We start from the raw sequence: 22,107 nt of genomic DNA, 5'->3' as shown, positions 1-22,107 counted from the left end.
CCGCCTTCACAGGTCGCGCGCGCCTGATTTTCCACGGTGCAGACACGACTGAGGGCCAGACACAACAAGGACGTCATACCCATGAAACCGTTATTCCTCAGCGAACACTCGCTGCCGGCGCAGATATGGAACAGCGCTGCGCAGCTGGACAACATTCCCGTCATCAACACCCACAGCCTCGTTCCCCCCGGTGCCCGCGCCGTCGTGGTCGCCCCGCATCCGGGTGATGAAGTGGTGACCTGTGGCGGTCTCCTGCAACTGCTTTCCAGCCTCGGTCATCCGCTGCAACTGCTGTCGATCACCGACGGCAGCGCCAGCCACCCGGGTTCACGACAATGGTCGGAAAAACGCCTGAGCGTATTCCGTCCCCAGGAAAGCGTCGAAGCCCTGCGCCGGCTCGGCCTGCCGATGCACAGCCTGAAATGGGTACGCGGCGGGTTTACCGACAATGCGCTGCTCGACTGCGAGGCTGACATCACCCACTTCATCGCGCGCTACCTGCGCCCCGGCGACGTGGTGTTCAGCACCTGGCGTAACGACAGCAATGACGACCATGAAGCGGTCGGCCGTGCCAGTGCCCAAGCGGCTGCGCAAGTCGGCGCGACCTTCCATGACGTGCCTGTCTGGGCCTGGCACTGGCCGGAGCGCGAGCAGAACCTGATCCCCTGGGAACGTGCGCGCAAACTGCGCCTCGACACCTGGACCGTGGCGCGCAAAAGCCACGCCACCCATGCCTATGCCAGCCAGCTCAAGGGCGAACCGGCGATCGGCATCGCGCCGATGCTGCCACGGGTGATCCTCGAGCGCATGCGCTTGCCGTACGAAATCGTCCTCATCTGAAACACTTTTCCCCTGTGGGAGCGGGCTCGCTCGCGAATAGGCAGTGTCAAGCGCTTAAATTGCTGACTGATACACCGCATTCGCGAGCAAGTCCGCTGCCACAAGGGATTTTCGTCAGGGCAGATCCAGTTTAAAAAAAAGTCTCTTGCTAAAACGCCCTGTGACACGAGGTGAGATCGACACCCCAGTATCATTGGCCGAGAATCATCCCCGTCGAAACATCTACCACTCATCGAAAACCCCTCCCGACCTGTCAGATCTGACAGTAGGCAGCTCCACTCCGTCAGGCTTTAAATCACTCAGTCCCCCAGCCCTCGACCGGAGCACCTCCCGTGGCCTCATCCCCTTCCCCCGACGAGCACACCAACCTCTTGCGCGAGCTGGGCATTCCCGGGCGCACCAAGGAGCCGATCTCCACCAGTCCTGATGTGTGGGGCCTGAACATTGCGGCGGTGCTGGACAATTTCCCGCGCCACGGTCTGCAATGCACGGCCGGCCCCTGGGGCCCCATGGGGCAAGGCGACAGCCTGGTTATTTTCTGGGAGCCCGACAATCGGGTACTGCAAAAGACCGTGGAGAAAAATGAGGTCGGCACCCAACTGCAGTTATTCGTAGAGCCACGGCACATCCTGGCCGGTAACTTCGATGTCTCCTACAGCGTGACCCGCCTGGGCCAGACGGCCGAGCCCTCAGAAGTGATGAAGGTGTTCGTCAAGCTCACCCGCCCCGGTGGCCATGATGACAACGAAGAACCGGGCCATTCCAAGCTGATCATGCACATTCCCCGCGAGATTCTCGAAGGTGGCATCGATAAGGACAACGTGGCTGCGGGTGTCGACATCAGGATTGAGCCTTACCCGAACATTTTCTCCGGTGACGTCATCCGCCTGAGCTGGGGCGGGGTCTTCGTGTCGAGCCTGCCACTGACCCAGGACCAGGTCGAAGGCAAAACACCCATCGTCATCCATGTCGACGAAGCCACGATCCGTGACGCGGGGGACTCTGACAGCACCGGGCTGGCGGTGGCGTTCGAACTCTACGACAAGGTCGACAACCGTTCCGAGGACTGGAGTGTCGCCCAGCGAGTGGTGGTCAGTATCGACACGGCGCGCCCACTGGCGCCCCTGCTCAAGGAAACGCTGAACAACGTGCTGGATCTCGATAAGCTGGGCGATGCCAAGGGCACCGGGCAGGTCGTTGCCATGGACGGCAAGTGGTTCGCGAAGGGCGACACCGTGTTCCTCCAACTCAAAGGCACGCCGGTAGAAGGGACACCGATCGACCACGAACTGCCGGGCGTGATCGTGGAGAGCGTACCGAGCATCCTTGAGATACCGATCGACAATGCCCTGCTGCGCCGTTTTGCCAAGGTCCAGATGGTGCTGCTGTACCGTATCCAGAAAGCCGATGGCTCGGCCGACATTTTGTCCAAAGGGCAGTTCATCAGCGTCATCGGTCAACTCCAGCGTCTGAAGGCGCCAATCGCCGAAGACGCCGAGCAAGGGGCACTCGATCCGGACCTGCCGCGTACCCGCATTGAAATCCCTTGGGATGACTCGTTCGAGTCCGGTCAGGCAATCAAACTGTTCTGGCTCGGCACCCTGCCGGATTTCACCCCGTACCTGCCCGACCTGCCATTCCGACCGATCACCCATGGCGACGTCAACGATAAAGTGTCTTTGTACATCACTGTCGACAGTGCCCATATCAAGGTTGTGGAAGGTGGCACGCTGGAGCTCTATTACCAATTGCTGAGCGACGACGGCGTACTGGCGAAGCTGGATCGCTACAGCGCGATCAATGCGGTCCGCGAGTCCGAACACGCGCCGCTGCTCGCGGTTGGCGAGCCACGCCTGGAATTGCCGATGCCGAAGGTAGAGGGTGTGGTCGACAACGTCCTCGACCCGGATCGCAACGGCACCACGCTCAGCGCCACCTGGCTCAATACCCTGGTCGACGACAAGGTGACACGAGAGTGGGTGGGCTCGAAAACCGGCCTGGACAGCGACTGGATCACACTGAACTCGTTCACCGCCGGTAGAGAGGTGCCGTTCTCCATCAGCGCCAATTTGATCAAGGGCAACGAGGACGGCACGGTCCAGGCCAGGTACTTCGTTGAACGTGCGGGAGAGCGCACCCGGTATTCGCAGCCACTGGACTTCAATGTGGGCGCTGCCCAGGAGCTCGACCCGCCGACCATCACCCAAGCCGTAGACTCCAAAGGTGCGCCAATTGCCAACGGCGGGACGACCGTCGATACCACGGTCACGTTGTCAGGGGCCGGGGCCAAAGGTCAGAAAGTGCAGATCAAGGATGGCACCAGCGTCAAAGGTGAAGCCACGGTTAACCTGACGACCGGCCTGTGGGAACTGACCGTGACAGGCTTGAGCGTGGCCGCTCACAGCTTCACCGCTATCGCGCTGTATGGCAGTGGGCAGGTGTCCGCAGCGTGGACATTAAACGTGGTGGAAGCAATAACGATCGTCGCGTCCCCCATGGTACTTGCGGGGCCGCACCTCGTCCCGGGCCCTGCGCCCTATACCCCAAGATGGGACAGAACCGCTTACATCCCACCCGGCGCAACAGGTACGCGCGTTGCAACTGGGGGCGTTCCACCTTATACATACACTTCTGCAGACAATGACATCTGCACCGTTAATTCCAATACGGGTGCAGTAGTTTCCGTACGTAATGGAACAACCAACATTGTGGTGACGGACACTACGGGGGCTCGTGTTCAATATCCCGTACAGTGCAGTGGGGTTTATGAGTTATTGCATGGTCAAACCGGAATGGATTATGACGCAGCCGTGACATTCATAAGCACCATTCCGGGCGCACGACCTTTCACCCTTGGTGATGCGGGTGACGATCGGATTAGGTTGGTAATGTATCTTTCATACCAAAAAAAATCCCAGGCAATAGCAGCGTCCTGGGGCTGTCTACAGGGTGCAGACGGCAACGTTCATTACTTCTTATCCACCCAACAAACGGCTACATGGCCACCTGCACCTGAAGTCCATGGCGTCAGTTGGCGCGAGACAGTCAATAAAAAATCAAACTACTATCCTTTAGGCATCCGATCCAGGGGCTAGTCGCGCTGACTGATAAATCGTTGAGAGGACGAGTAGTCTCAAAGACTTCGAAGGAGCTGCCGCAAGGGGCTGCGTTCGGCTGGCTCCCTTCACGGGTTTTGTCGTTTGGTGATCAGGGGACGCATTTATTTAATGGCAATCGCGAGTCGGCTCTCCCCTACATTGGATCTTTACCGGGCACATAACCTGTGACCAACGCAAATCCACTGTAGGCCTTCGCCTCCTCGCGATGAGGCCATTACTGCTTTCGCCTATTCCTTCGGCACAACATTATCCAGCGCCTGATTCACCGCCAGCTCCCCCAGCATCACCACCTGCGCGATACCCAACACCGTATTACGACTCGGCCCTTCCAGCGTGCCGGCGAAATCGCCGAGCATGACCGTGGCCGAGGCCAGGGATTCACAAGCGTTGGCCAACAGGGATTCGGTGTCGGTTTGCGGGTTGACGAGGAACATGCTGCTGGGGGTATACGGTGTGGCCATGATGTGCGCGGGCGCGAGGTAGTGGTCGAGGGCGCGTTCGGCGGCTTCGTGGAGTTTTCTGGAGTTGAGGGATTCGTACGGCGTTACCGATTCTGTGATCGGCGGATTGGGTGGGGTTTCTGACATCAGCTGGAACTCCGATCAAGGCACTTTGAAAGAATGATGACCTGTAGGAGCTGCCGAAGGCTGCGATCTTTTGATCTTGTTTTGAAAAGCAACATCAAAAGATCGCAGCCTGCGGCAGCTCCTACAGGGGGACCGGGCAGTTAGTTCGGCACGCGGCGGCCGTCCAGTACTCGGTTGACCATCAGTTCACTGAGCATGATCACCTGATGCAGCATCAGCATGGCCCGGCGCTGTGGGTGGTCGACGGTGTCGCTGATGTCGCGGGCCATGTCGCGGGCGGCGGCTAATGATTCGCAGGCTTCGACGAGTAAGGTTTCCTCGTCCACGGTGGGGTCGATGAGGAAGATTCTGCTGGATTTGCGTGACGAGGCTGAAGGGATCGAGATCTTCAGTGCGTCGGGGTTGAGGTAGAAATTGATGGCGCGGTCGGTGGCCGCTTTTATCTTCTGCGGGTCGAGGGCTGGGTCGTACGGGATCGGGTCGACGTCTGGGGGTTGGGTGTGGCTTTGAACATAAATATCTAATTCCTGATTGAGGGCCGCGACCGTTCTCTACTAAAAGAAGGGTGGCGGCTGTGCACAGGTTAGTAGACCGGAGGAATTAGCAAGACCGGCGCGCTCGAGAGCGCCCTGCGCACAACCACCATCGAAGTGCAGGCAATAGATACGCCTGGCTCAATGGGACTCATGCACTTACTAAAACCATACGGGCTACTAAACCCGACCACCGATGGGCAGTGGCAGGAAAACGATATAGCGCAGGGTATGGTCGTGTAAGCCGGCGGATTCTGGCGTACGCGTAGGTAACGGCGCAAGGCGTTGTAGCCGCTATGGCGTAACGATTCGTGTACTTTAAACGTGGCTGCGGGTTTACGTTTATGTCCGAGGACTGCTCGGTTTTTTTGATGTCGTCGGGTCGAGCGCTTTCGCGAGCAGGCTCGCTCCCACAGGTTTTCTGGCGGCTCTGGGGATTCGTGTTACGGCCTGAGGCATCTGGAAGGAACTGCCCGCGCACAGACCAGTCGCATGAACAGGAAGCCGTTTTTTCAGAGGAGTGAACGTGTCCAGCGATCCCGAGCGTCACGTCGTCGACGCACCCGTCATCCATCGCCTGCGCGTGCTGACGGTCAATACCCACAAGGGCTTCACCGCCCTCAATCGGCGCTTCATCTTGCCGGAACTGCGCGAAGCGGTGCGCAGCACCTCGGCCGATCTGGTGTTTCTGCAGGAGGTAGTGGGCGAACACGAGCGCCATTCCAATCGTTACAACGAATGGCCGCAAACCTCGCAATACGAATTTCTTGCCGACAGCATGTGGAGTGACTTCGCCTACGGACGCAACGCGGTTTACCCCGATGGTCACCACGGCAATGCCCTGCTGTCAAAATACCCGATCCGCGAATACCGCAATCTCGACGTGTCGATCACCGGCCCCGAACGCCGTGGCCTGCTGCATTGTGTACTGGACGTGCCGGGCCACGCCGAAGTCCACGCCATCTGTGTGCACCTGAGTCTGCTGGAAAGTCACCGCCAATTGCAGTTGCAGCTGCTTTGCCAGTTGCTCGAATCCTTGCCCGAGGACGCGCCGGTGATCATTGCCGGTGACTTCAACGACTGGCAATTGCAAGGCAATGCCGCCCTCGCCCGCCGCGATTACCTGCACGAAGCGTTCGAACGCCACCATGGGCGTCCGGCCAAGACCTATCCAGCGCGTTTTCCACTGCTGCGCCTGGACCGCATCTACCTGCGCAACGCCAGCAGCCACGACCCGCAGATCCTCGGCAACAAACCATGGACGCACCTGTCGGACCACTTGCCATTGGCGGTGGAAGTGCACCTGTAATCCTGCTGCGGCAGCGATCCCCGGATCACCGAAAACGCCTGTGGGAGCAGGCTTGCCCGCGATGACGGCGGATCAGGCAACAGAGATGTTGAATGTTCCGACCTCTTCGCGGGCAAGCCCGCTCCCACAGGGTTAGCGGTGGCTGGACTAGCCCTCCGGCTTGAGAATCAACACCGCCAGCGGCGGCAGATTCAGTTCCAGCGACAGCGACTGCCCATGGCTCGGCACCTCTTCGGTAAACGCCCCGCCGCCATTGCCATAGTTGGACCCGGCGTAGGTGTCGGCATCGCTGTTGAGCAGTTCATTCCAGCGTCCGGCAAACGGCACGCCGACGCGGTACGACTGACGCGGCACCGGGGTGAAGTTGGCGACCACCAGCACCGGTTTGCCGTCCTTGCTCCAGCGCAGCCACGCGTACACGCTATTGATCGCGTCATCACCGATCAACCACTGGAAGCCCTGCGGCGCATCGTCCTGATCGTGCAGCGCCGGTTCTTCGCGATACAGGCGATTGAGGTCGCCGACCAGTTTCTGCACGCCTTTGTGTTCCGAATATTGCAGCAGGTACCAGTCCAGTTGCTGATCGTGGTTCCACTCGCGCCACTGGCCAAATTCGCAGCCCATGAACAACAGCTTCTTGCCCGGGTGAGTCCACATGAAACTCAGATAGGCGCGCAGGTTGGCAAATTTCTGCCAGCGGTCGCCGGGCATCTTGTCGATCAACGAGTGCTTGCCGTGCACCACCTCGTCGTGGGAGATCGGCAGGATGAAGCGCTCGGACCAGGCGTAGACCAGACCGAAACTCAGTTCGTTGTGGTGGTGCGCGCGGTACACCGGGTCCTGCTGAATGTAATGCAGCGAATCGTGCATCCAGCCCATGTTCCATTTGTAAGCGAAACCGAGGCCACCCTGCTGGGTGCTCTGGCTGACGCCCGGCCAGGCGGTGGACTCTTCGGCAATCACCAGCGCGCCCGGCGCCTCCAGCTCGACCACATCGTTCAAGTGCCGGAGGAAATCGATCGCCTCAAGGTTCTCGCGCCCGCCGTGGCGGTTCGGAATCCACTCGCCGGCCTTGCGCGAATAGTCGCGATACAGCATCGAGGCCACCGCATCGACGCGCAGGCCATCCACGTGAAAATGCTTCAACCAGTGCAGCGCCGACGCCAGCATGTAGCCGTGCACTTCGGTGCGCCCCAGGTTGTAGATCAGCGTGTCCCAGTCCTGATGGAAGCCTTCCAGCGGGTTGCCATATTCGTACAACGCCGTGCCGTCAAACTGCGCCAGGCCATGGGTATCGGTAGGAAAATGCGCTGGCACCCAGTCGAGGATCACGCCGATATCGGCGCGGTGGCAGGCGTCGACGAACTCACCGAACTGCTCCGGCGTGCCGTAACGGGCGCTCGGGGCGAATTGCGAGAGCAACTGATAACCCCAAGAACCACCAAACGGGTGCTCCATGATCGGCATCAGTTCGATGTGGGTGAAGCCCAGTTCCTTGACGTAAGGAATCAGCCGCTCGGCCAGCTCCGGCCAAGTGTACTGACGGGCGACTTCGCCCAGATCGTCCAGCTCGCACTGCCACGAGCCGGCATGCAATTCGTAGATCGACAGCGGCGCTGAATGTTTCTGCCGCTCGCGGCGGCCGTTCATCCAGTCCTGATCCTGCCAGTTGATCTGCAGCAGCGCGGCGACTTTCGACGCGGTGTCCGGCGGCAGGCTGGTGGCCAGCGCCATCGGGTCGGCCTTCAGCGGCAGGATGCCGTGGGCGCCGAGGATTTCGTACTTGTACAACTCCCCCGCTTGCAGGCGTGGAATGAACAACTCCCAGACCCCGGACGGATGGCGCAGGCGCATCGGATGGCGGCGACCGTCCCACACGTTGAAATCACCGACCACCGACACCCGCCGGGCATTCGGCGCCCACACGGCAAAACGCACACCGTCGACGCCATCGACCGTGGTCAGTTGCGCGCCGAGGCAACTGCTGAGGTCGCGGTGATTGCCTTCAGCGAACAGATACAAATCCATTTCGCCGAGCAACTGGCCGAAGCTGTACGGATCTTCCGCCACTTGCTCGCCGCCGGCCCAGCGCGTGCGCAGCAGATAGGGCCGGGCCTGGGCGAAGTGCCCGACAAACAGCCCCGGGGTTTCGGTGGCGGTCAGTTCGCCACGTTCTTCACCGCTGTCCTTGTCCAGCACTTCAACTTTCAACGCACCCGGCAAATAGGCGCGGATGAACTGCCCGCCGGCACCATCACCGTGCGGGCCGAGAATGGAAAACGGGTCGTGATGTTCCGCACGTACCAACGCGTCGATGTCTTGCGCCGTCGGCAATAACGCTTCTTTAGCGTGACCCTGTTCCTTGTTTGAGACACTCATGACTACTCTCCACCAAGATCGGAAAAGGGTTTAAGCCCCGTCAATAACCCATACAAACCGTGCAACGGCACGGGCAGCCACGTGGGGCGATTTTCGGCTTCATAGGCCACTTCATAGGCCGCCTTCTCCAGGCCGAACAGCGCGAGCGCTGCGTCGGCACCCGCAGGATCCTGCCAGGCATGATCAAGACTAGCCGCCGCTTGGCGATATGCCTGAACAAATGTCTCGCGTGCCTCACGCAGGTAGCGCTCGGCAACCCGATGCCGGGCCGCTTCCGACTCCGCACTGTGATCGACGTTATGCACGTTGATGGTCATGGCCGCCGCGTAATCGAAGGACCGCAGCACGCCGCTGACGTCCTTGTACGGACTGTGTTTGCCACGCCGTTCGTGCAGCGGCCGCGCCGGTTCACCTTCGAAGTCGATCAGATAGGCATCGCCCTTGATCACCAGCACTTGGCCCAGGTGCAGGTCACCGTGGACCCGAATGCGCAGGCCGCCCACGGCTTTCTGCGCGAGTTCCTGCACATGGCCGAGGATGATTTTTTTGTTGTCCAGCAGCCGCGCGACCATTTTCTGATCCGCCGCGCTCAGATGACTTTGATGTTGCTTGAGCAGCTTCAGCGCATGCTCGACCTGCGCGGCAACGTCCTTGCCGGTGGCTTGGGCGTCTTTGGCACTGCTGGTTTGCGGGGCGAAATCGGGATTGTCGCTCGGCGCCGCGAGTACTTGATGCATTTCGCCCAGACGCTGGCCGAGCATGCCGGCAAAGTCCTTGAGCTCGCCGAGGGCGTTGTAATGCTGTTCCTGCTCGGACATGGCGTCGGCCAGTTCATCGCGCAGCGCCCGTTCGAGGTTGTTCTGCGTCCATTCCCAGGCATCGCCCTGATTGCTCAGATAGCCTTGGGCGATCATCAGCAGATTGTCTTCGCCTTGGGCATCACGGCGAATCACCGAACCCAGCAGCGGCGAGATGTTCTCGAACCCGGCCTCGGTCAGGTAGGCGCTCATTTCCAGTTCCGGGTGCACCCCCGAGGCGACTTTGCGGATCAGCTTCAGCACCAGGCTATTGCCGATCACCACCGAACTGTTCGACTGCTCGGCCGACAGATAACGCACCTCGGATTCAGCGCCGAGGCCAAGTTTTTCCAGCTGCGCAGTCGGTGCGAAACGTATCTCGCCCTGTTCGGAGTTGAGCACGGTGCTGCTCTGCATGCCTTGCAGCACGGCGTGCACAAACGTTTCGAGGCTGAACGCATCAGTGATCAGCCCCACCTGACGTCCGCGGCGTACTCGGGACAAGGCCAATTGCTGCGGCAGCGCCGCCCCGACCTGATCTTCCGAGATAAACCCGAACGGCAGTTGATAGCGGCTGGGCTGCCCGGCGCTGGTGACTTCGATCTCGCTGAGCAGCACCGGATGCTGCGCATCGCCAAAACGCACGCCGTAGGCCAGATTGACCTGCTCGATGGCCGCGTCCTTGCCGGCGAACCAGCGGCGGTTCTGCAGCCAGCTCGGCAGGATGCTCTGCTCCAGGGTGTTGCGGGTCGGCGCTTCAAGCAGTTCTTCCATGCGTTTTTTCAGCACCAGGGTGGTGAAGTCCGGCAGGCTCTGCGCCGGTTCCACGTGCCAGCTCGGCATCTGGTTTTCCGCCGCGAGGGCGAACCAATAGAAGCCATACGGCGCCAGGGTCAGCAGGAAGTTCAACTGGCCGATGGGCGGGAACGCGTTACCGCCAAGCATCTCCACCGGGACCATGCCGACGTAGGCCGACAGATCGAGTTCTGCTGCCTGCGCGCTGCGCGAGACGTTGGCCACGCAAAGAATGATTTCGTGCTTGCCGTCAGCGTCGGTGAACTCGCGGGTGTAGGCCAGGATGCGTCGGTTGCTCGGCGAGAGCATCTTCAGCGTGCCGCGCCCGAAGGCCTTGGACTGCTTGCGCACGGCGAGCATGCGCCGCGTCCAGTTGAGCAGCGAATGCGGATCACCGGCCTGGGTTTCGACGTTCACCGACAGGTAACCGTATTGCGGGTCCATGATCGGTGGTAGCACCAGGCTCGCCGGATCGGCGCGGGAGAAACCGCCATTGCGGTCAATCGACCATTGCATCGGCGTACGCACGCCGTCGCGGTCGCCGAGGTAAATGTTGTCGCCCATGCCGATTTCGTCGCCGTAATACAGGGTCGGCGTGCCGGGCATCGACAGCAGCAGGCTGTTGAGCAACTCGACGCGGCGACGATCACGCTCCATCAACGGTGCCAGACGCCGACGAATGCCAAGGTTGATCCTCGCGCGACGGTCAGCGGCGTAGTAGTTCCACAGGTAGTCGCGCTCTTTATCGGTGACCATCTCCAGCGTCAGCTCATCGTGATTGCGCAAGAAAATCGCCCACTGGCAATTGGCAGGAATTTCCGGGGTTTGCCGCAGAATGTCGGTGATCGGGAAGCGATCTTCCTGGGCCAGCGCCATGTACATGCGCGGCATCAGCGGGAAGTGAAAGGCCATGTGGCATTCGTCACCGTTGACGCCCTCGGCATCGGTGTCGCCGAAGTACAGCTGAGTGTCTTCCGGCCATTGGTTGGCCTCGGCCAGCAGCATGCGGTCCGGGTAGTTGGCGTCGATCTCGGCCCGGATCTGCTTGAGGACGTCATGGGTCTCGGGCAGGTTTTCATTATTGGTGCCGTCGCGTTCGATCAGGTACGGAATGGCGTCAAGGCGCAGACCGTCGATGCCCATGTCCAGCCAGTAGCGCATCACCGACAACACGGCTTTCATCACTTGCGGGTTGTCGAAGTTGAGGTCGGGCTGGTGCGAATAGAAGCGGTGCCAAAAGTATTGGCCGGCGACCGGATCCCAGGTCCAGTTGGACTTTTCGGTGTCGAGAAAGATGATCCGGGTGCCGTCGTACTTCTGATCGTCATCCGACCACACATAGAAGTCCCGCGCCGCCGAGCCGGGTTTGGCCTTGCGCGCCCGCTGGAACCACGGGTGCTGATCGGAGGTGTGGTTGATGACCAGCTCGGTGATCACCCGCAAGCCACGTTTGTGCGCCTCGGCGATGAAGCGCTTGGCGTCGGCCATGGTCCCGTAGTCGCTGTGCACGCCGCGGTATTCGGCGATGTCGTAACCGTCATCCCGGCGTGGCGACGGGTAGAACGGCAACAGCCAGATGGTGTTGACGCCGAGTTCGGCGATGTAGTCGAGTTTGGCGATCAGGCCGGGAAAGTCGCCGATCCCGTCATTGTTGGAGTCGAAAAACGATTTGACGTGAACTTGATAGATCACCGCATCCTTGTACCAGAGCGGGTCTTTGATAAAGGTGGCTGCCTTGGGTTTCTTCGCCATGTGAAACTCCTGTTCAATTCTGGAAAGCCACGCGGCTAATACCTGTGGCGAGGGAGCTTGCTCCCGCTGGGTTGCGAAGCAGCCCCATTGCATTTGTTCTGATGCACCGCATTCACTTGGGTTACGACTGCTGCGCAGCCGAGCGGGAGCAAGCTCCCTCGCCACAAGGTTCTGTGCACGACCTTAAGCGGCAGTAATCCGCCAGATCCCGAACGGCTGGTACGCCGGGTCAATGCGCATGAACTGATACTTGCCGTGCCAGTCCCAGCGATGCCCGTTCATCAAGTCCTCACCGTGGGTGGTTGCATCGTCGGGCAGGCCCATCTCCCACAGCGGCAATTCGAAATTGGCTTCCTGCACGTTGTGCGGATCGAGGCTCACCGCCACCAGAATGAAATTGCTGCCATCAAAGCTGCGCTTGCCGAAATACAAAATGTTGTCGTTCCAGGCGTTGTAGATTTTCAGGCCCAGGTGCGTGTGCAGCGCCGGGTTCTGCCGGCGGATGCGATTGAGCTGGGCAATTTCGGCAATGATGTTGCCGGGTGCATTGAAGTCGCGGACGCGGATCTCGTACTTCTCCGAATCAAGGTATTCCTCCTTGCCCGGCACCGGCGCCGATTCACACAGCTCATAACCGGAATACATGCCCCACAGGCCCGAACCCATGGTCGCCAGCGCCGCGCGAATGAGAAAGCCCGGACGCCCCGACTCATGCAGGAACGCCGGGTTGATGTCCGGCGTGTTGACGAAGAAGTTCGGCCGGTAGCATTCACGCCATGGCGACTCATTGAGCTCAGTGAAATAGGTCGCCAACTCGGACTTGGTATTACGCCAGGTGAAATAGGTGTAGCTCTGGCTGTAACCGACCTTGCCCAGCCGCGCCATCATCGCCGGCGTGGTGAACGCCTCGGCGAGGAAGATCACTTCCGGGTGCAGCGCCCGCACATCGGCAATCAGCCATTGCCAGAACGGCAGCGGTTTGGTGTGCGGATTGTCGACGCGAAAGATCTTCACGCCTTCGTTGACCCAACCGACCACGATATCGCGCAGCTCGACCCACAGACTGGGGATCGCGTCAGGCGCATAGAAGTCGACGTTGACGATGTCCTGGTATTTCTTCGGCGGGTTTTCCGCGTATTTGATCGTGCCGTCCGGGCGCCAGTTGAACCAGCCCGGATGCTGCTTGAGCCACGGGTGATCCTGGGAACACTGGATGGCGAAATCGAGGGCGATCTCCAGACCATGCTCAGCGGCGGCGGCAACCAACCGGCGGAAGTCTTCGCGGGTGCCGAGCTGCGAGTGAATCGCTTCGTGCCCACCCTCCTCGCTCCCGATCGCGTACGGGCTACCGGGATCCTCGGGACCTGCGGTCAGGGAATTGTTGCGACCCTTGCGATGGGCGCGGCCGATGGGGTGGATCGGCGTGAAATACAACACGTCAAAACCCATGTCCTGAATCATCGGCAGGCGCGCGTGCACGTCGTTGAACGTGCCGTGACGCTTGGGATCGTCGGTGATCGAGCGCGGAAACAGCTCATACCAACTGGCAAACTCGGCCAGTTCCCGTTCAACATCCACCGGGAATTCGGCACTCAAGCTCAGATAGGCACGGTGATCGGCCTGCGCCATCAATTGCGCACTGCGCGAGTGCAGAAACAGCGCCACCTGCTCGGTTTCGAGCAGACCGGACAATTCATGATGCAGTGCGGCGAGTTGTTCGCTGAGCTGACCGTCGCTGCGCTCGGCGGCCTGCAGCACCATGCTGCGCCCTTCCTGCAGTTCGAGCGACACCGGGACGGCGGCGTTGTGCTTTTTCTCCAGTTCGTACTGGAAACTGGCGAAGTGATCAATCCACGCTTCGATGCAATACAGGTAGCGACCCTGGCGTTCGGGACGAAACTGCCCCTGCCAACTGTTATTGCCCAGCTCGTTCATCACCTCGCTGTGCCAGCTCTCTTCGCCCTCCGCGAGCCAGCGGATGCGCACCGCCAGCTTGTCGTGGCCGTCGGCAAAGACCTTGCTGGTGACGATCACGTCACGCTCGACGATCGACTTCACAGCAAACTGCCCGCCATCGAGGGTCGGCATGGTGTTTTCGATCACGATGCGCGGCAGCAGCAACGCCTGCGACAGCGGCATGTGCGGGTTGTAGCTCTGCTCTGAAGGTTTTTCAGCGGACATCGAGCCTCTCTCCTTTACGCCCCAAGGACGCTCTTGTGCCGGATCCGTGTCCACAAGGAGGCACCGGCCCCGACATGAACTCACTTAGGTTCCGAGCGACCGGCGCGGGGAAAAGTTCACAGGGATTTGCCTGGGCAAAAAAGCGGATCGAATTCGCCAGCAGGTGGTCAATCCACTTAAGCACTTCTCACGCCATGTGCCACACGGAGGTCTACAGATGAACATCCCGATCCCGGCAGAAACGCCTGATCCGAACATCGACAAACCCACCTTGCCCGAGACCGAACCGCAGCCGATTCCCGAGCAGGAACCCCCAGGCACCACGCCACCGCCGAAGGAAGAACCGCCGACAACGATGCCGCCCGTCATCCTCTGAGCAACACGTCCCCCCCTGTAGGAGCTGCCGCAGGCTGCGATCTTTTGATCTTGTTTTTAAAAATCAAAGTCAAAAGATCGCAGCCTGCGGCAGCTCCTACAGGTTGTTCGCGGTGTTCACAGATGCTGGTTTTTCTCGTCTTCTTTCTCGAACAACCTGACCACCCGTGGCATTACGCTGAAAATCCCCAACGCCAACAACGTGCTGAGCAGTGCAGTCGCTTCCCTGCCCAACCCCGCCGCCACGCCGATCGCCGCCGTCATCCACAACCCGGCTGCAGTGGTCAGTCCTTTGACATGGCCCTCATCGCCTTCCTTGTTTTTCAGGATGGTTCCGGCGCCAAGAAAACCGATCCCGGCGATCACGCCCTGCAACACCCGGCTCATGGCATCGGACTCCGCCCCGCTGGTTTGCGGCACCAGCACAAACAGCGCAGCGCCGAGTGCCACCAACATGTGCGTGCGCACCCCGGCGGCCTTGCCTTTGTGCTCACGTTCGAAACCAAGAATCCCGCCGAGCACCGCCGCCATCAGCAGGCGCACGGTGATGCGCGTCAGTTGCGAAGCGTCGCCGACATCGGCGAACTCCGCTTGCAGCGTTACCCACACTTCATGCCACCAAGCGTTCATCGCTCCGTCCTTTTTATTTGTCGTTAATGGATGGACAGCAGCGACCATTAATCAGTTGCGCAGAACGATCGGCCACGCGCGCGCCCTAACCTCTCAGGTACCCATGAAAAAAAGGACAGCCTCATGCCCGTTCGAATCGATGAATCCAACCCCGAATCAAAAGTGTGTTTTTTCACCGTCGAAAATGGCGAAGAAATTCGTATCTGCGACACCCTGGAAGTCAAAACGGATAGCGAAAAAGCCATGTCGTTCGTGGAAATTGAAAGCCGGCGCGTTTACATCACTGAAGCAGAGGCCGATGCCTTGACCGTCGCCGGCGCGAAAGACGGCCGCAAGCACCTGAAGGCTGACGAGAGTGATTCGGTGATTTGACTGACCCTGATCAACACCCGGTGCAGACGCCTGCGATAGGCGTTTGCGCCTGCGCGTGCGGGCTGCTTCAAGTTGTCGCAGGGCGTCGCTCAGACGCCATCTGATCCGCTTTTTATTCAAATAGCTGAGTCTGTTATGCAAACAGATCGGCGCTCATAGTTCGTTCGCCTGATGGAGGCTGATGAGCGAATGACCATGAGCGAACAAATCCCCGTCCGAACCGTAGAAGCAAGCCCCACCATTAAAAATGTGCCAGGTCGCCCAATGAAGGCGAAGGCCGGCTCCACCGACAAGCAGATCCACACGCGCAGTTTCACCGGGCTGTTCCGCCGCCTGCGCATCAGCGGCGCAGGGTTTCTGTTTTTGCTGTTTTTCGGCACCGTGTGGTTGAACTGGGGCGGTCGTCAGGCCGTACTGTGGGACCTCGCCGAAAGCAAATTCCACATCTTCGGCGCGACCTTCTGGCCACAGGATTTCATCCTGCTCTCGGCGCTGCTGATCATTGCTGCGTTCGGTCTGTTCGCCATCACCGTGTTCGCTGGCCGGGTCTGGTGCGGTTACACCTGTCCGCAGAGCTCGTGGACATGGATTTTCATGTGGTGCGAGAAAGTCACCGAAGGCGAGCGCAACCAGCGCATCAAACTGCAAGCAGCGCCGTGGGGCCTGAACAAACTGGCGCGGCGCGCCGCCAAGCACACCTTGTGGCTGGCGATCAGCGTGATGACCGGGCTGACCTTCGTCGGCTACTTCACACCGATTCGCCCGCTGGCCGAAGAGCTGTTCACCCTGCAGATCGGCGGGGTCAGCCTGTTCTGGGTGTTGTTCTTCACCGCTGCCACGTACATCAACGCCGGCTGGTTGCGCGAAGCGGTGTGCATGCACATGTGCCCGTATGCGCGATTCCAGAGCGTGATGTTCGACAAGGACACCCTGGCGATTTCCTATGACGCGGCCCGTGGCGAAAACCGTGGCCCGCGCAAACGCGACGTGAAGCCCGCCGAAGCCGGTCTCGGCGATTGCATCGATTGCCATTTGTGCGTGCAGGTCTGCCCGACCGGCATCGACATCCGCGACGGTTTGCAGATGGAATGCATCGGCTGCGCGGCGTGCATCGACGCCTGCGATTCGATCATGGACAAAATGAATTACCCGCGCGGCTTGATCCGCTACAGTTCCGAGCGCGAATTGCAGGGTGGCAAGACCCACCTGCTGCGGCCAAGGCTGATCGGCTACGTCGCGGTGCTGCTGGTGATGATCGGCGCACTGGCACTGGCTTTGGTCGAACGGCCCATGGTCTCGCTGGACGTGACCAAGGATCGCGGACTGTTCCGCGAGAACGGTCAGGGACAGATCGAAAACATCTACACCCTGAAGGTGATCAACAAGACCCAGCAGCGCCAGGACTACACCCTGAGCCTGGTGGATGGCGAGGGCTTCCAGTTACAGGGCAAGACCGAACTGAGCCTGGCGCCGGGTGAGATTGTCGATGTGCCGGTATCGGTGGCGATGACCACAGAACGCCCGGCCAGCAGCTCGCAGACCTTGAGCTTCAAGATCGCCGACAGCGACGAGCCGCAGATTTATAGCGTGGCGAGAAGCAGGTTTGTGGCGCCGATGAATCGCTGAACCTTTAAGATGCAGCTCTCTTTTGACACTGCGATACCTGTGGCGAGGGAGCTTGCTCCCGCTTGAGTGCGCAGCACTCACAAGCTTATGGGGCCGCTGCGCAGCCCAGCGGGAGCAAGCTCCCTCGTCACAAAAAGCAATCCGAATTCAGTCCATCGCGGGATACCGATGAAACGCTACGAAAAATTCGCCGACGACATCGCTGAACTGATCCGCTCCGGCGTCCTCGGCCCCGGGCAGCGAGTGCCGTCGGTGCGCTACGCCAGCCAGACTTACGGGGTCAGCCCGTCCACGGTGTTCCAGGCCTATTACCTGCTCGAACGTCGCGGTCTGATCCGCGCGCGGCCGCGCTCCGGCTACTTCGTCAACACCCACGCGCCGAGTCCGTTTTCCGAGCCGGTGATCAGTAGCCACGTCAACGACTCCACCGAAGTCGACGTCAGCGAACTGGTGTTCTCGGTGCTCGAATCGATCAAGGACCCGAGCACCGTGCCCTTCGGCTCGGCGTTCCCCAGCCCGACCCTGTTCCCGTTGCAGCGTCTGTCGCGCTCGCTGGCCAGTGCAGCGCGGGAGATGGACCCGCGCATGGTGGTCACCGACATGTCGCCGGGTAATCCGCAACTGCGTCGGCAGATTGCCCTGCGCTACATGGTCGGCGGGCTGATGCTGCCCATGGAAGAACTGCTGATCACCAACGGCGCCCTCGAAGCGCTGAACCTGTGCCTGCAAGCAGTGACCGAACCGGGCGATCTGGTGGCCATCGAAGCCCCGGCGTTCTACGCCAGCCTGCAAGTGCTGGAGCGCTTGAAACTCAAAGCCGTGGAAATCCCCGTGCACCCGCGCGATGGCATCGACCTCGGCGTGCTCGCCCAGACCCTGGAACGCCATCCGATCAAGGCCTGCTGGTGCATGACCAGTTTCCAGAACCCGATGGGCGCGACCATGCCCGAGGCGAAGAAACAGGAACTGGTGGAACTGCTGCGCCGACATCAGGTGCCGCTGATCGAGGACGATGTCTACGCCGAACTCTATTATGGTCAGCAGGCACCGAAACCGGCCAAGGCGTTCGACACCGAAGGGCTGGTGATGCACTGCGGTTCGTTCGCCAAGAGTCTGGCCCCCGGCTACCGCATTGGCTGGGTCGCTGCCGGGCGCTATGCACAGAAAATCGAACGGCTGAAACTGATGACCTCGCTGTGCGCTTCAATGCCGGCGCAAGCGGCGATTGCCGACTACCTGCAACACGGTGGCTACGACCGCCATCTGCGCAAACTGCGCTATGCCTTGGAAGAACAGCAAAGCGCGATGCTCGCGGCGATTGCCCGCTACTTCCCGGCGCAGACCCGGGTCAGCCAGCCGGCGGGGGGCTACTTTTTGTGGCTGGAATTGCCGCCGCAGATGGATTCCTTGAAGTTGTTTCAGATGGCATTGGCGCAGGGCATCAGCATCGCGCCAGGGCCGATCTTCTCGCCAACCCAGCGCTTCAGGAATTGTATTCGCTTGAATTACGGCAGCCCGTGGACCGAAGATTCGGAAAAGGCGATGGAGACGCTGGGGCGGATTGTGCGGTCGTTCTGACAGCCCGATATTGCCTGTGCTGGCCCTATCGCTGGCAAGCCAGCGATGAGGCCAGATCAGCCAGCACAAATCCCAAAGATCAACGCCCACCACCCAGATCAACAAACGTCCCCGTCGCATAAGAAGCCTTGTCCGACAGCAACCAGACAATCGCCTCCGCCACTTCATCCGGGCGCCCGCCCCGAGCCATCGGAATCGCCGACTCAAGCTTGCTGACCCGATCCGGATCGCCGCTCAGCGCATGGAAGTCGGTGTAGATGTAGCCCGGACGCACCGCGTTGACGCGAATGCCCTCGCCCGCCACTTCCTTGGACAGACCGATGGTGAAGGTGTCGAGCGCGCCTTTGGACGCGGCGTAGTCGACGTACTCGTTCGGCGAGCCCAGGCGTGCGGCGACCGAGGAGACGTTGACGATGCTGCCACCCTGCCCGCCGTGCTTGGGCGACATGCGCAGGATCGCGTGCTTGGCGCAGAGGATCGGCGCCAGGACGTTGGTTTTCATGATTTTGAGAATGCGGAATTCGGACATTTCATCGACCCGCGACTTATGGCCGACGGTGCCCGCATTGTTCACCAGTGCGGTGACCCGTCCCAGCTCGGTGTCGACCCGGTGAAACAGTGCGATGACTTCGTCTTCGATGCTGACATCGGCGCGCACCGCAATGGCTTGCGCCCCCAGCGCCCGCACTTGCTCCAGCACGCTTTGCGCGGCCTGTTCATCCGACTGATAGTTGATGCAGATCCGATAGCCCTGCCCGGCAGCCAACAACGCCGTAGCGGCGCCGATTCCGCGCCCGCCACCGGTGATTACCATGACTTTATCCATGCTGGCCCTTCCCCCAATGCACACGTGACAGTCGGGGTGAAGAATAACCGTCATTGGGCGGTTTTGCATGGGCTCTGTCCAAGACAAAACCCTGCATGAGACTGAGATGTTTTTTGTGGTGAGGGAGCTTGCTCCCTCGCCACCGTTTGCAGTCAGACAGCCGCCTGAGCCTTTCCACGGGTGAGGTTCTGCATGAACGCGTCAGCCGGCATCGGATGGCCCAACAGATAGCCCTGCAACGAATCACAGCCCAACTGCGTGAGGAAGTCCTGCTGTACGCCAGTCTCCACGCCCTCGGCAACAATGCGCAAACCGAGTGCCTGCCCCAGCGCCACAATCGCCGAGACGATGGCCGCGTCATCGCTGTCGTGCTCCAGATCGCGGACAAACCCTCGGTCGATCTTCAGTTCGTTGGCCGGCAAACGCTTGAGGTACATCAGGCTCGAATAGCCGGTACCGAAGTCGTCGATCGACAGGTCGACGCCCATGTCCGACAACTCCTGCAACACCGTCATGCTGGCATCGGCGTCACTCATGGCCGTGGTTTCAGTGATTTCCAGCGTCAGGCTGTTGGCCGGCAAATGATGCGTGGCCAGCGCCCGGGCCACGCTCTGTACCAGCCCCGCGTGGCAGAACTGTAACGCCGAGAGGTTCACTGCAATGCGCCAGTCGGTGTAACCGAGCACATACCATTCGCGCATCTGCCGGCAGGCCTCGTTGAGCACCCAGTCGCCGATGGCGATGATCAGGCCAGTCTTCTCCGCCAGATCGATGAACTTGTCCGGCAGCAACATGCCCTGGGTCGGATGCTGCCAGCGCAGCAACGCTTCGGCCCCCACCGGACGACCGCTGGCAGCGTCGAATTTGGGCTGGAAATACAGGCTGAACTGCCGGTGCTCCAGCGCGGCGCGCAGATCTTGCAGCAGCTGCAGCTGCTTGCGTGCGTTGCTGTTCATCGAGGCATCGAAGAAGCTGTAGCCGTTTTTACCGCCGCCCTTGGCGTGATACATCGCCGCATCGGCGTTCATCAGCAGTTCCTGAGCGCTCTGGCCATTACCCGGGTACAGGGCGATGCCGACGCTGGCGGAAATCTGCAACTCATGCTCGGCCACGCGAAATGACTGGCCGATCAGGCCGACCTGGCGCGCTGCCAGGCTCAGGGCATCGTTGGGCTCGGTCAGACGCACCAGCAGTACGAACTCGTCGCCGCCAATTCGCGCCAGCGTGTCCTGACTGCGTAAATCCTCACGCAGGCGCACCCCGACTTCGCGCAGCAACTGGTCGCCCATGTGGTGGCCAAAGGCATCGTTGACTGGTTTGAAACCGTCCAGATCGATGAACATCAACGCAAAACAGCCGCCCTGCTCCTCGACCTTCTTCATCGCCTGATTGATCCGGTCGTCCAGCAGCATGCGGTTCGGCAGGCCCGTCAGGGTATCGTGCAACGCCAGTTGCGTCAGCTCACGGTTGGCCAGGGTCAGCGAATGCGCCAGATCGGCGGTGCGTGCTTCGAGGCGAGCATCGAGAATCGAGGTCAGCAAGGCGATCGACAGCACCGCCAGCGTGGTGATCAGCACCAGATTGTCGAGGCCGTTACCCTTGAGGCCGGCGAGCGTCGCGCCGCAGAAACTGCCTGCGGGAAACTGCGCCGCAGCCATGCCGGTGTAGTGCATGCCGACAATGGCAATGCCCATGATGATTGCCGCACCGCCGCGAATCAGGCGCACATAAGGCGAGTGCTGGCGCAGGCGAAAGGCGATCCATAACGCCGCCGCCGAAGCACCGACCGCAATCAGCAATGAGGCGCCGAACAGGGTCGGGTCGTAATCGATGCCCGGCGTCATGCGCAGTGCCGCCATGCCGGTGTAATGCATGGCGCTGATGCCGGCGCCCATGATCAAGGCACCAAAACCCAACTGCAGAATCGGCAGTTTCGGCTGGCTGACCAGCCACAGGGCAAACCCGCACGACAGAACGGCAATCAGCAGCGACAGCGCGGTCACCGGAATGTCGTAGCCCAGTTCGATCGGCAACTTGAACGCCAGCATGCCGATGAAATGCATCGACCAGACGCCAACCCCCATTGCCAGTGCGCCGCCCGCCGTCCAGAAATGCACCGCGCGCCCACGGGCACTGGCAATGCGCCCGGTCAGGTCGAGCGCGGTGTAGGACGCGAGGATCGCCACACACAAAGAAATGAAAACCAGGGTGAAGGAATAATTACCGATGAGCATGAAGATTCTCGCGACCACCCGCACCGTACTGCGTCCATTCTCGGCCGGGCAAATGCGGCGATTGTACTGATTGCGCGGAAGAACGCACTGACAAAGTAATCATTTTGCCATCAACCCGATGAAACGCTTGTTTGATGGTTTTGCGAGGCTCTGGAGCAACCATCACAACCTGTA

Annotated in this window: 14 protein-coding genes and 1 pseudogene; 7 read left to right on the top strand and 8 right to left on the bottom strand. The window is 60.5% G+C overall.

Annotated elements, in window-relative coordinates; genetic code table 11:
• Positions 1 to 81 precede the first annotated feature (81 nt).
• Together B1722_RS02090 and B1722_RS02085 are read left to right on the top strand one after the other, a co-directional pair.
• A complete protein-coding gene (locus tag B1722_RS02090; RefSeq protein WP_041067032.1) occupies positions 82 to 840 on the top strand; it encodes a PIG-L deacetylase family protein in 759 nt (252 codons plus the stop codon).
• Between the two features lie 332 nt (positions 841 to 1,172).
• The gene (locus B1722_RS02085; protein WP_086791080.1) at positions 1,173 to 3,935 is read left to right on the top strand and encodes an Ig-like domain-containing protein; all 2,763 of its coding nucleotides are present in this window, start codon (positions 1,173 to 1,175) and stop codon (positions 3,933 to 3,935) included.
• Positions 3,936 to 4,186: 251 nt separating this feature from the next.
• Here B1722_RS02085 and B1722_RS02080 read toward each other — a convergent pair whose 3' ends face one another.
• Positions 4,187 to 4,546, bottom strand: a complete 360-nt coding sequence (locus tag B1722_RS02080) for a DUF6124 family protein (RefSeq protein ID WP_086791079.1) — start codon at positions 4,544 to 4,546, stop codon at positions 4,187 to 4,189.
• A gap of 140 nt (positions 4,547 to 4,686) precedes the next feature.
• Positions 4,687 to 5,060: pseudogene (locus B1722_RS02075) on the bottom strand (DUF6124 family protein).
• Between the two features lie 545 nt (positions 5,061 to 5,605).
• Between B1722_RS02075 and B1722_RS02070 the strand changes: the two are divergent.
• The gene (locus B1722_RS02070) at positions 5,606 to 6,388 is read left to right on the top strand and encodes an endonuclease/exonuclease/phosphatase family protein (RefSeq protein ID WP_041067024.1); all 783 of its coding nucleotides are present in this window, start codon (positions 5,606 to 5,608) and stop codon (positions 6,386 to 6,388) included.
• Between the two features lie 147 nt (positions 6,389 to 6,535).
• Here the strand turns inward: B1722_RS02070 and glgB are convergent, their stop codons facing one another.
• From glgB to B1722_RS02055, 3 genes are all read right to left on the bottom strand, one after another.
• A complete protein-coding gene (gene glgB, locus B1722_RS02065; RefSeq protein ID WP_086791078.1) occupies positions 6,536 to 8,767 on the bottom strand; it encodes a 1,4-alpha-glucan branching protein GlgB in 2,232 nt (743 codons plus the stop codon).
• 2 nt (positions 8,768 to 8,769) lie between these two features.
• A complete protein-coding gene (gene treS / locus B1722_RS02060; protein ID WP_086791077.1) occupies positions 8,770 to 12,111 on the bottom strand; it encodes a maltose alpha-D-glucosyltransferase in 3,342 nt (1,113 codons plus the stop codon).
• A 183-nt stretch (positions 12,112 to 12,294) separates the two neighbouring features.
• A complete protein-coding gene (locus B1722_RS02055; protein WP_086791076.1) occupies positions 12,295 to 14,292 on the bottom strand; it encodes an alpha-1,4-glucan--maltose-1-phosphate maltosyltransferase in 1,998 nt (665 codons plus the stop codon).
• A gap of 217 nt (positions 14,293 to 14,509) precedes the next feature.
• On the opposite strand from B1722_RS02055, the gene B1722_RS29520 reads away from it, so the two are divergent.
• Positions 14,510 to 14,668 (top strand): hypothetical protein, encoded by a 159-nt coding sequence (locus B1722_RS29520; RefSeq protein ID WP_008087190.1) that lies wholly within the window; start codon positions 14,510 to 14,512, stop codon positions 14,666 to 14,668.
• Between the two features lie 116 nt (positions 14,669 to 14,784).
• On the opposite strand, the gene B1722_RS02050 is transcribed toward B1722_RS29520, so the two are convergent.
• A complete protein-coding gene (locus B1722_RS02050; protein ID WP_086791075.1) occupies positions 14,785 to 15,297 on the bottom strand; it encodes an MgtC/SapB family protein in 513 nt (170 codons plus the stop codon).
• Between the two features lie 123 nt (positions 15,298 to 15,420).
• On the opposite strand from B1722_RS02050, the gene B1722_RS02045 reads away from it, so the two are divergent.
• The 3 genes from B1722_RS02045 to mapR all read left to right on the top strand — a co-directional run bounded on the left by B1722_RS02045 (position 15,421) and on the right by mapR (position 18,873).
• A complete protein-coding gene (locus tag B1722_RS02045; RefSeq protein ID WP_041067006.1) occupies positions 15,421 to 15,669 on the top strand; it encodes a DUF3203 family protein in 249 nt (82 codons plus the stop codon).
• A 195-nt stretch (positions 15,670 to 15,864) separates the two neighbouring features.
• Positions 15,865 to 17,295 (top strand): cytochrome c oxidase accessory protein CcoG, encoded by a 1,431-nt coding sequence (ccoG, locus tag B1722_RS02040; RefSeq protein WP_086791522.1) that lies wholly within the window; start codon positions 15,865 to 15,867, stop codon positions 17,293 to 17,295.
• 168 nt (positions 17,296 to 17,463) lie between these two features.
• A complete protein-coding gene (gene mapR, locus B1722_RS02035) occupies positions 17,464 to 18,873 on the top strand; it encodes a GntR family transcriptional regulator MpaR (protein WP_008087199.1) in 1,410 nt (469 codons plus the stop codon).
• 79 nt (positions 18,874 to 18,952) lie between these two features.
• Here the strand turns inward: mapR and B1722_RS02030 are convergent, their stop codons facing one another.
• Together B1722_RS02030 and B1722_RS02025 are read right to left on the bottom strand one after the other, a co-directional pair.
• Positions 18,953 to 19,699 (bottom strand): SDR family oxidoreductase, encoded by a 747-nt coding sequence (locus B1722_RS02030; protein ID WP_047294160.1) that lies wholly within the window; start codon positions 19,697 to 19,699, stop codon positions 18,953 to 18,955.
• Positions 19,700 to 19,851: 152 nt separating this feature from the next.
• Entirely contained in the window at positions 19,852 to 21,933 is a 2,082-nt protein-coding gene (locus tag B1722_RS02025; protein ID WP_086791074.1) for a bifunctional diguanylate cyclase/phosphodiesterase, read from the bottom strand.
• Positions 21,934 to 22,107 lie beyond the last annotated feature (174 nt).

Source organism: Pseudomonas sp. SCPG-7 (assembly GCF_002156405.1).
Lineage (GTDB): Bacteria > Pseudomonadota > Gammaproteobacteria > Pseudomonadales > Pseudomonadaceae > Aquipseudomonas > Aquipseudomonas parakoreensis.
This window is presented reverse-complemented; position numbering and strand designations above follow the sequence as displayed.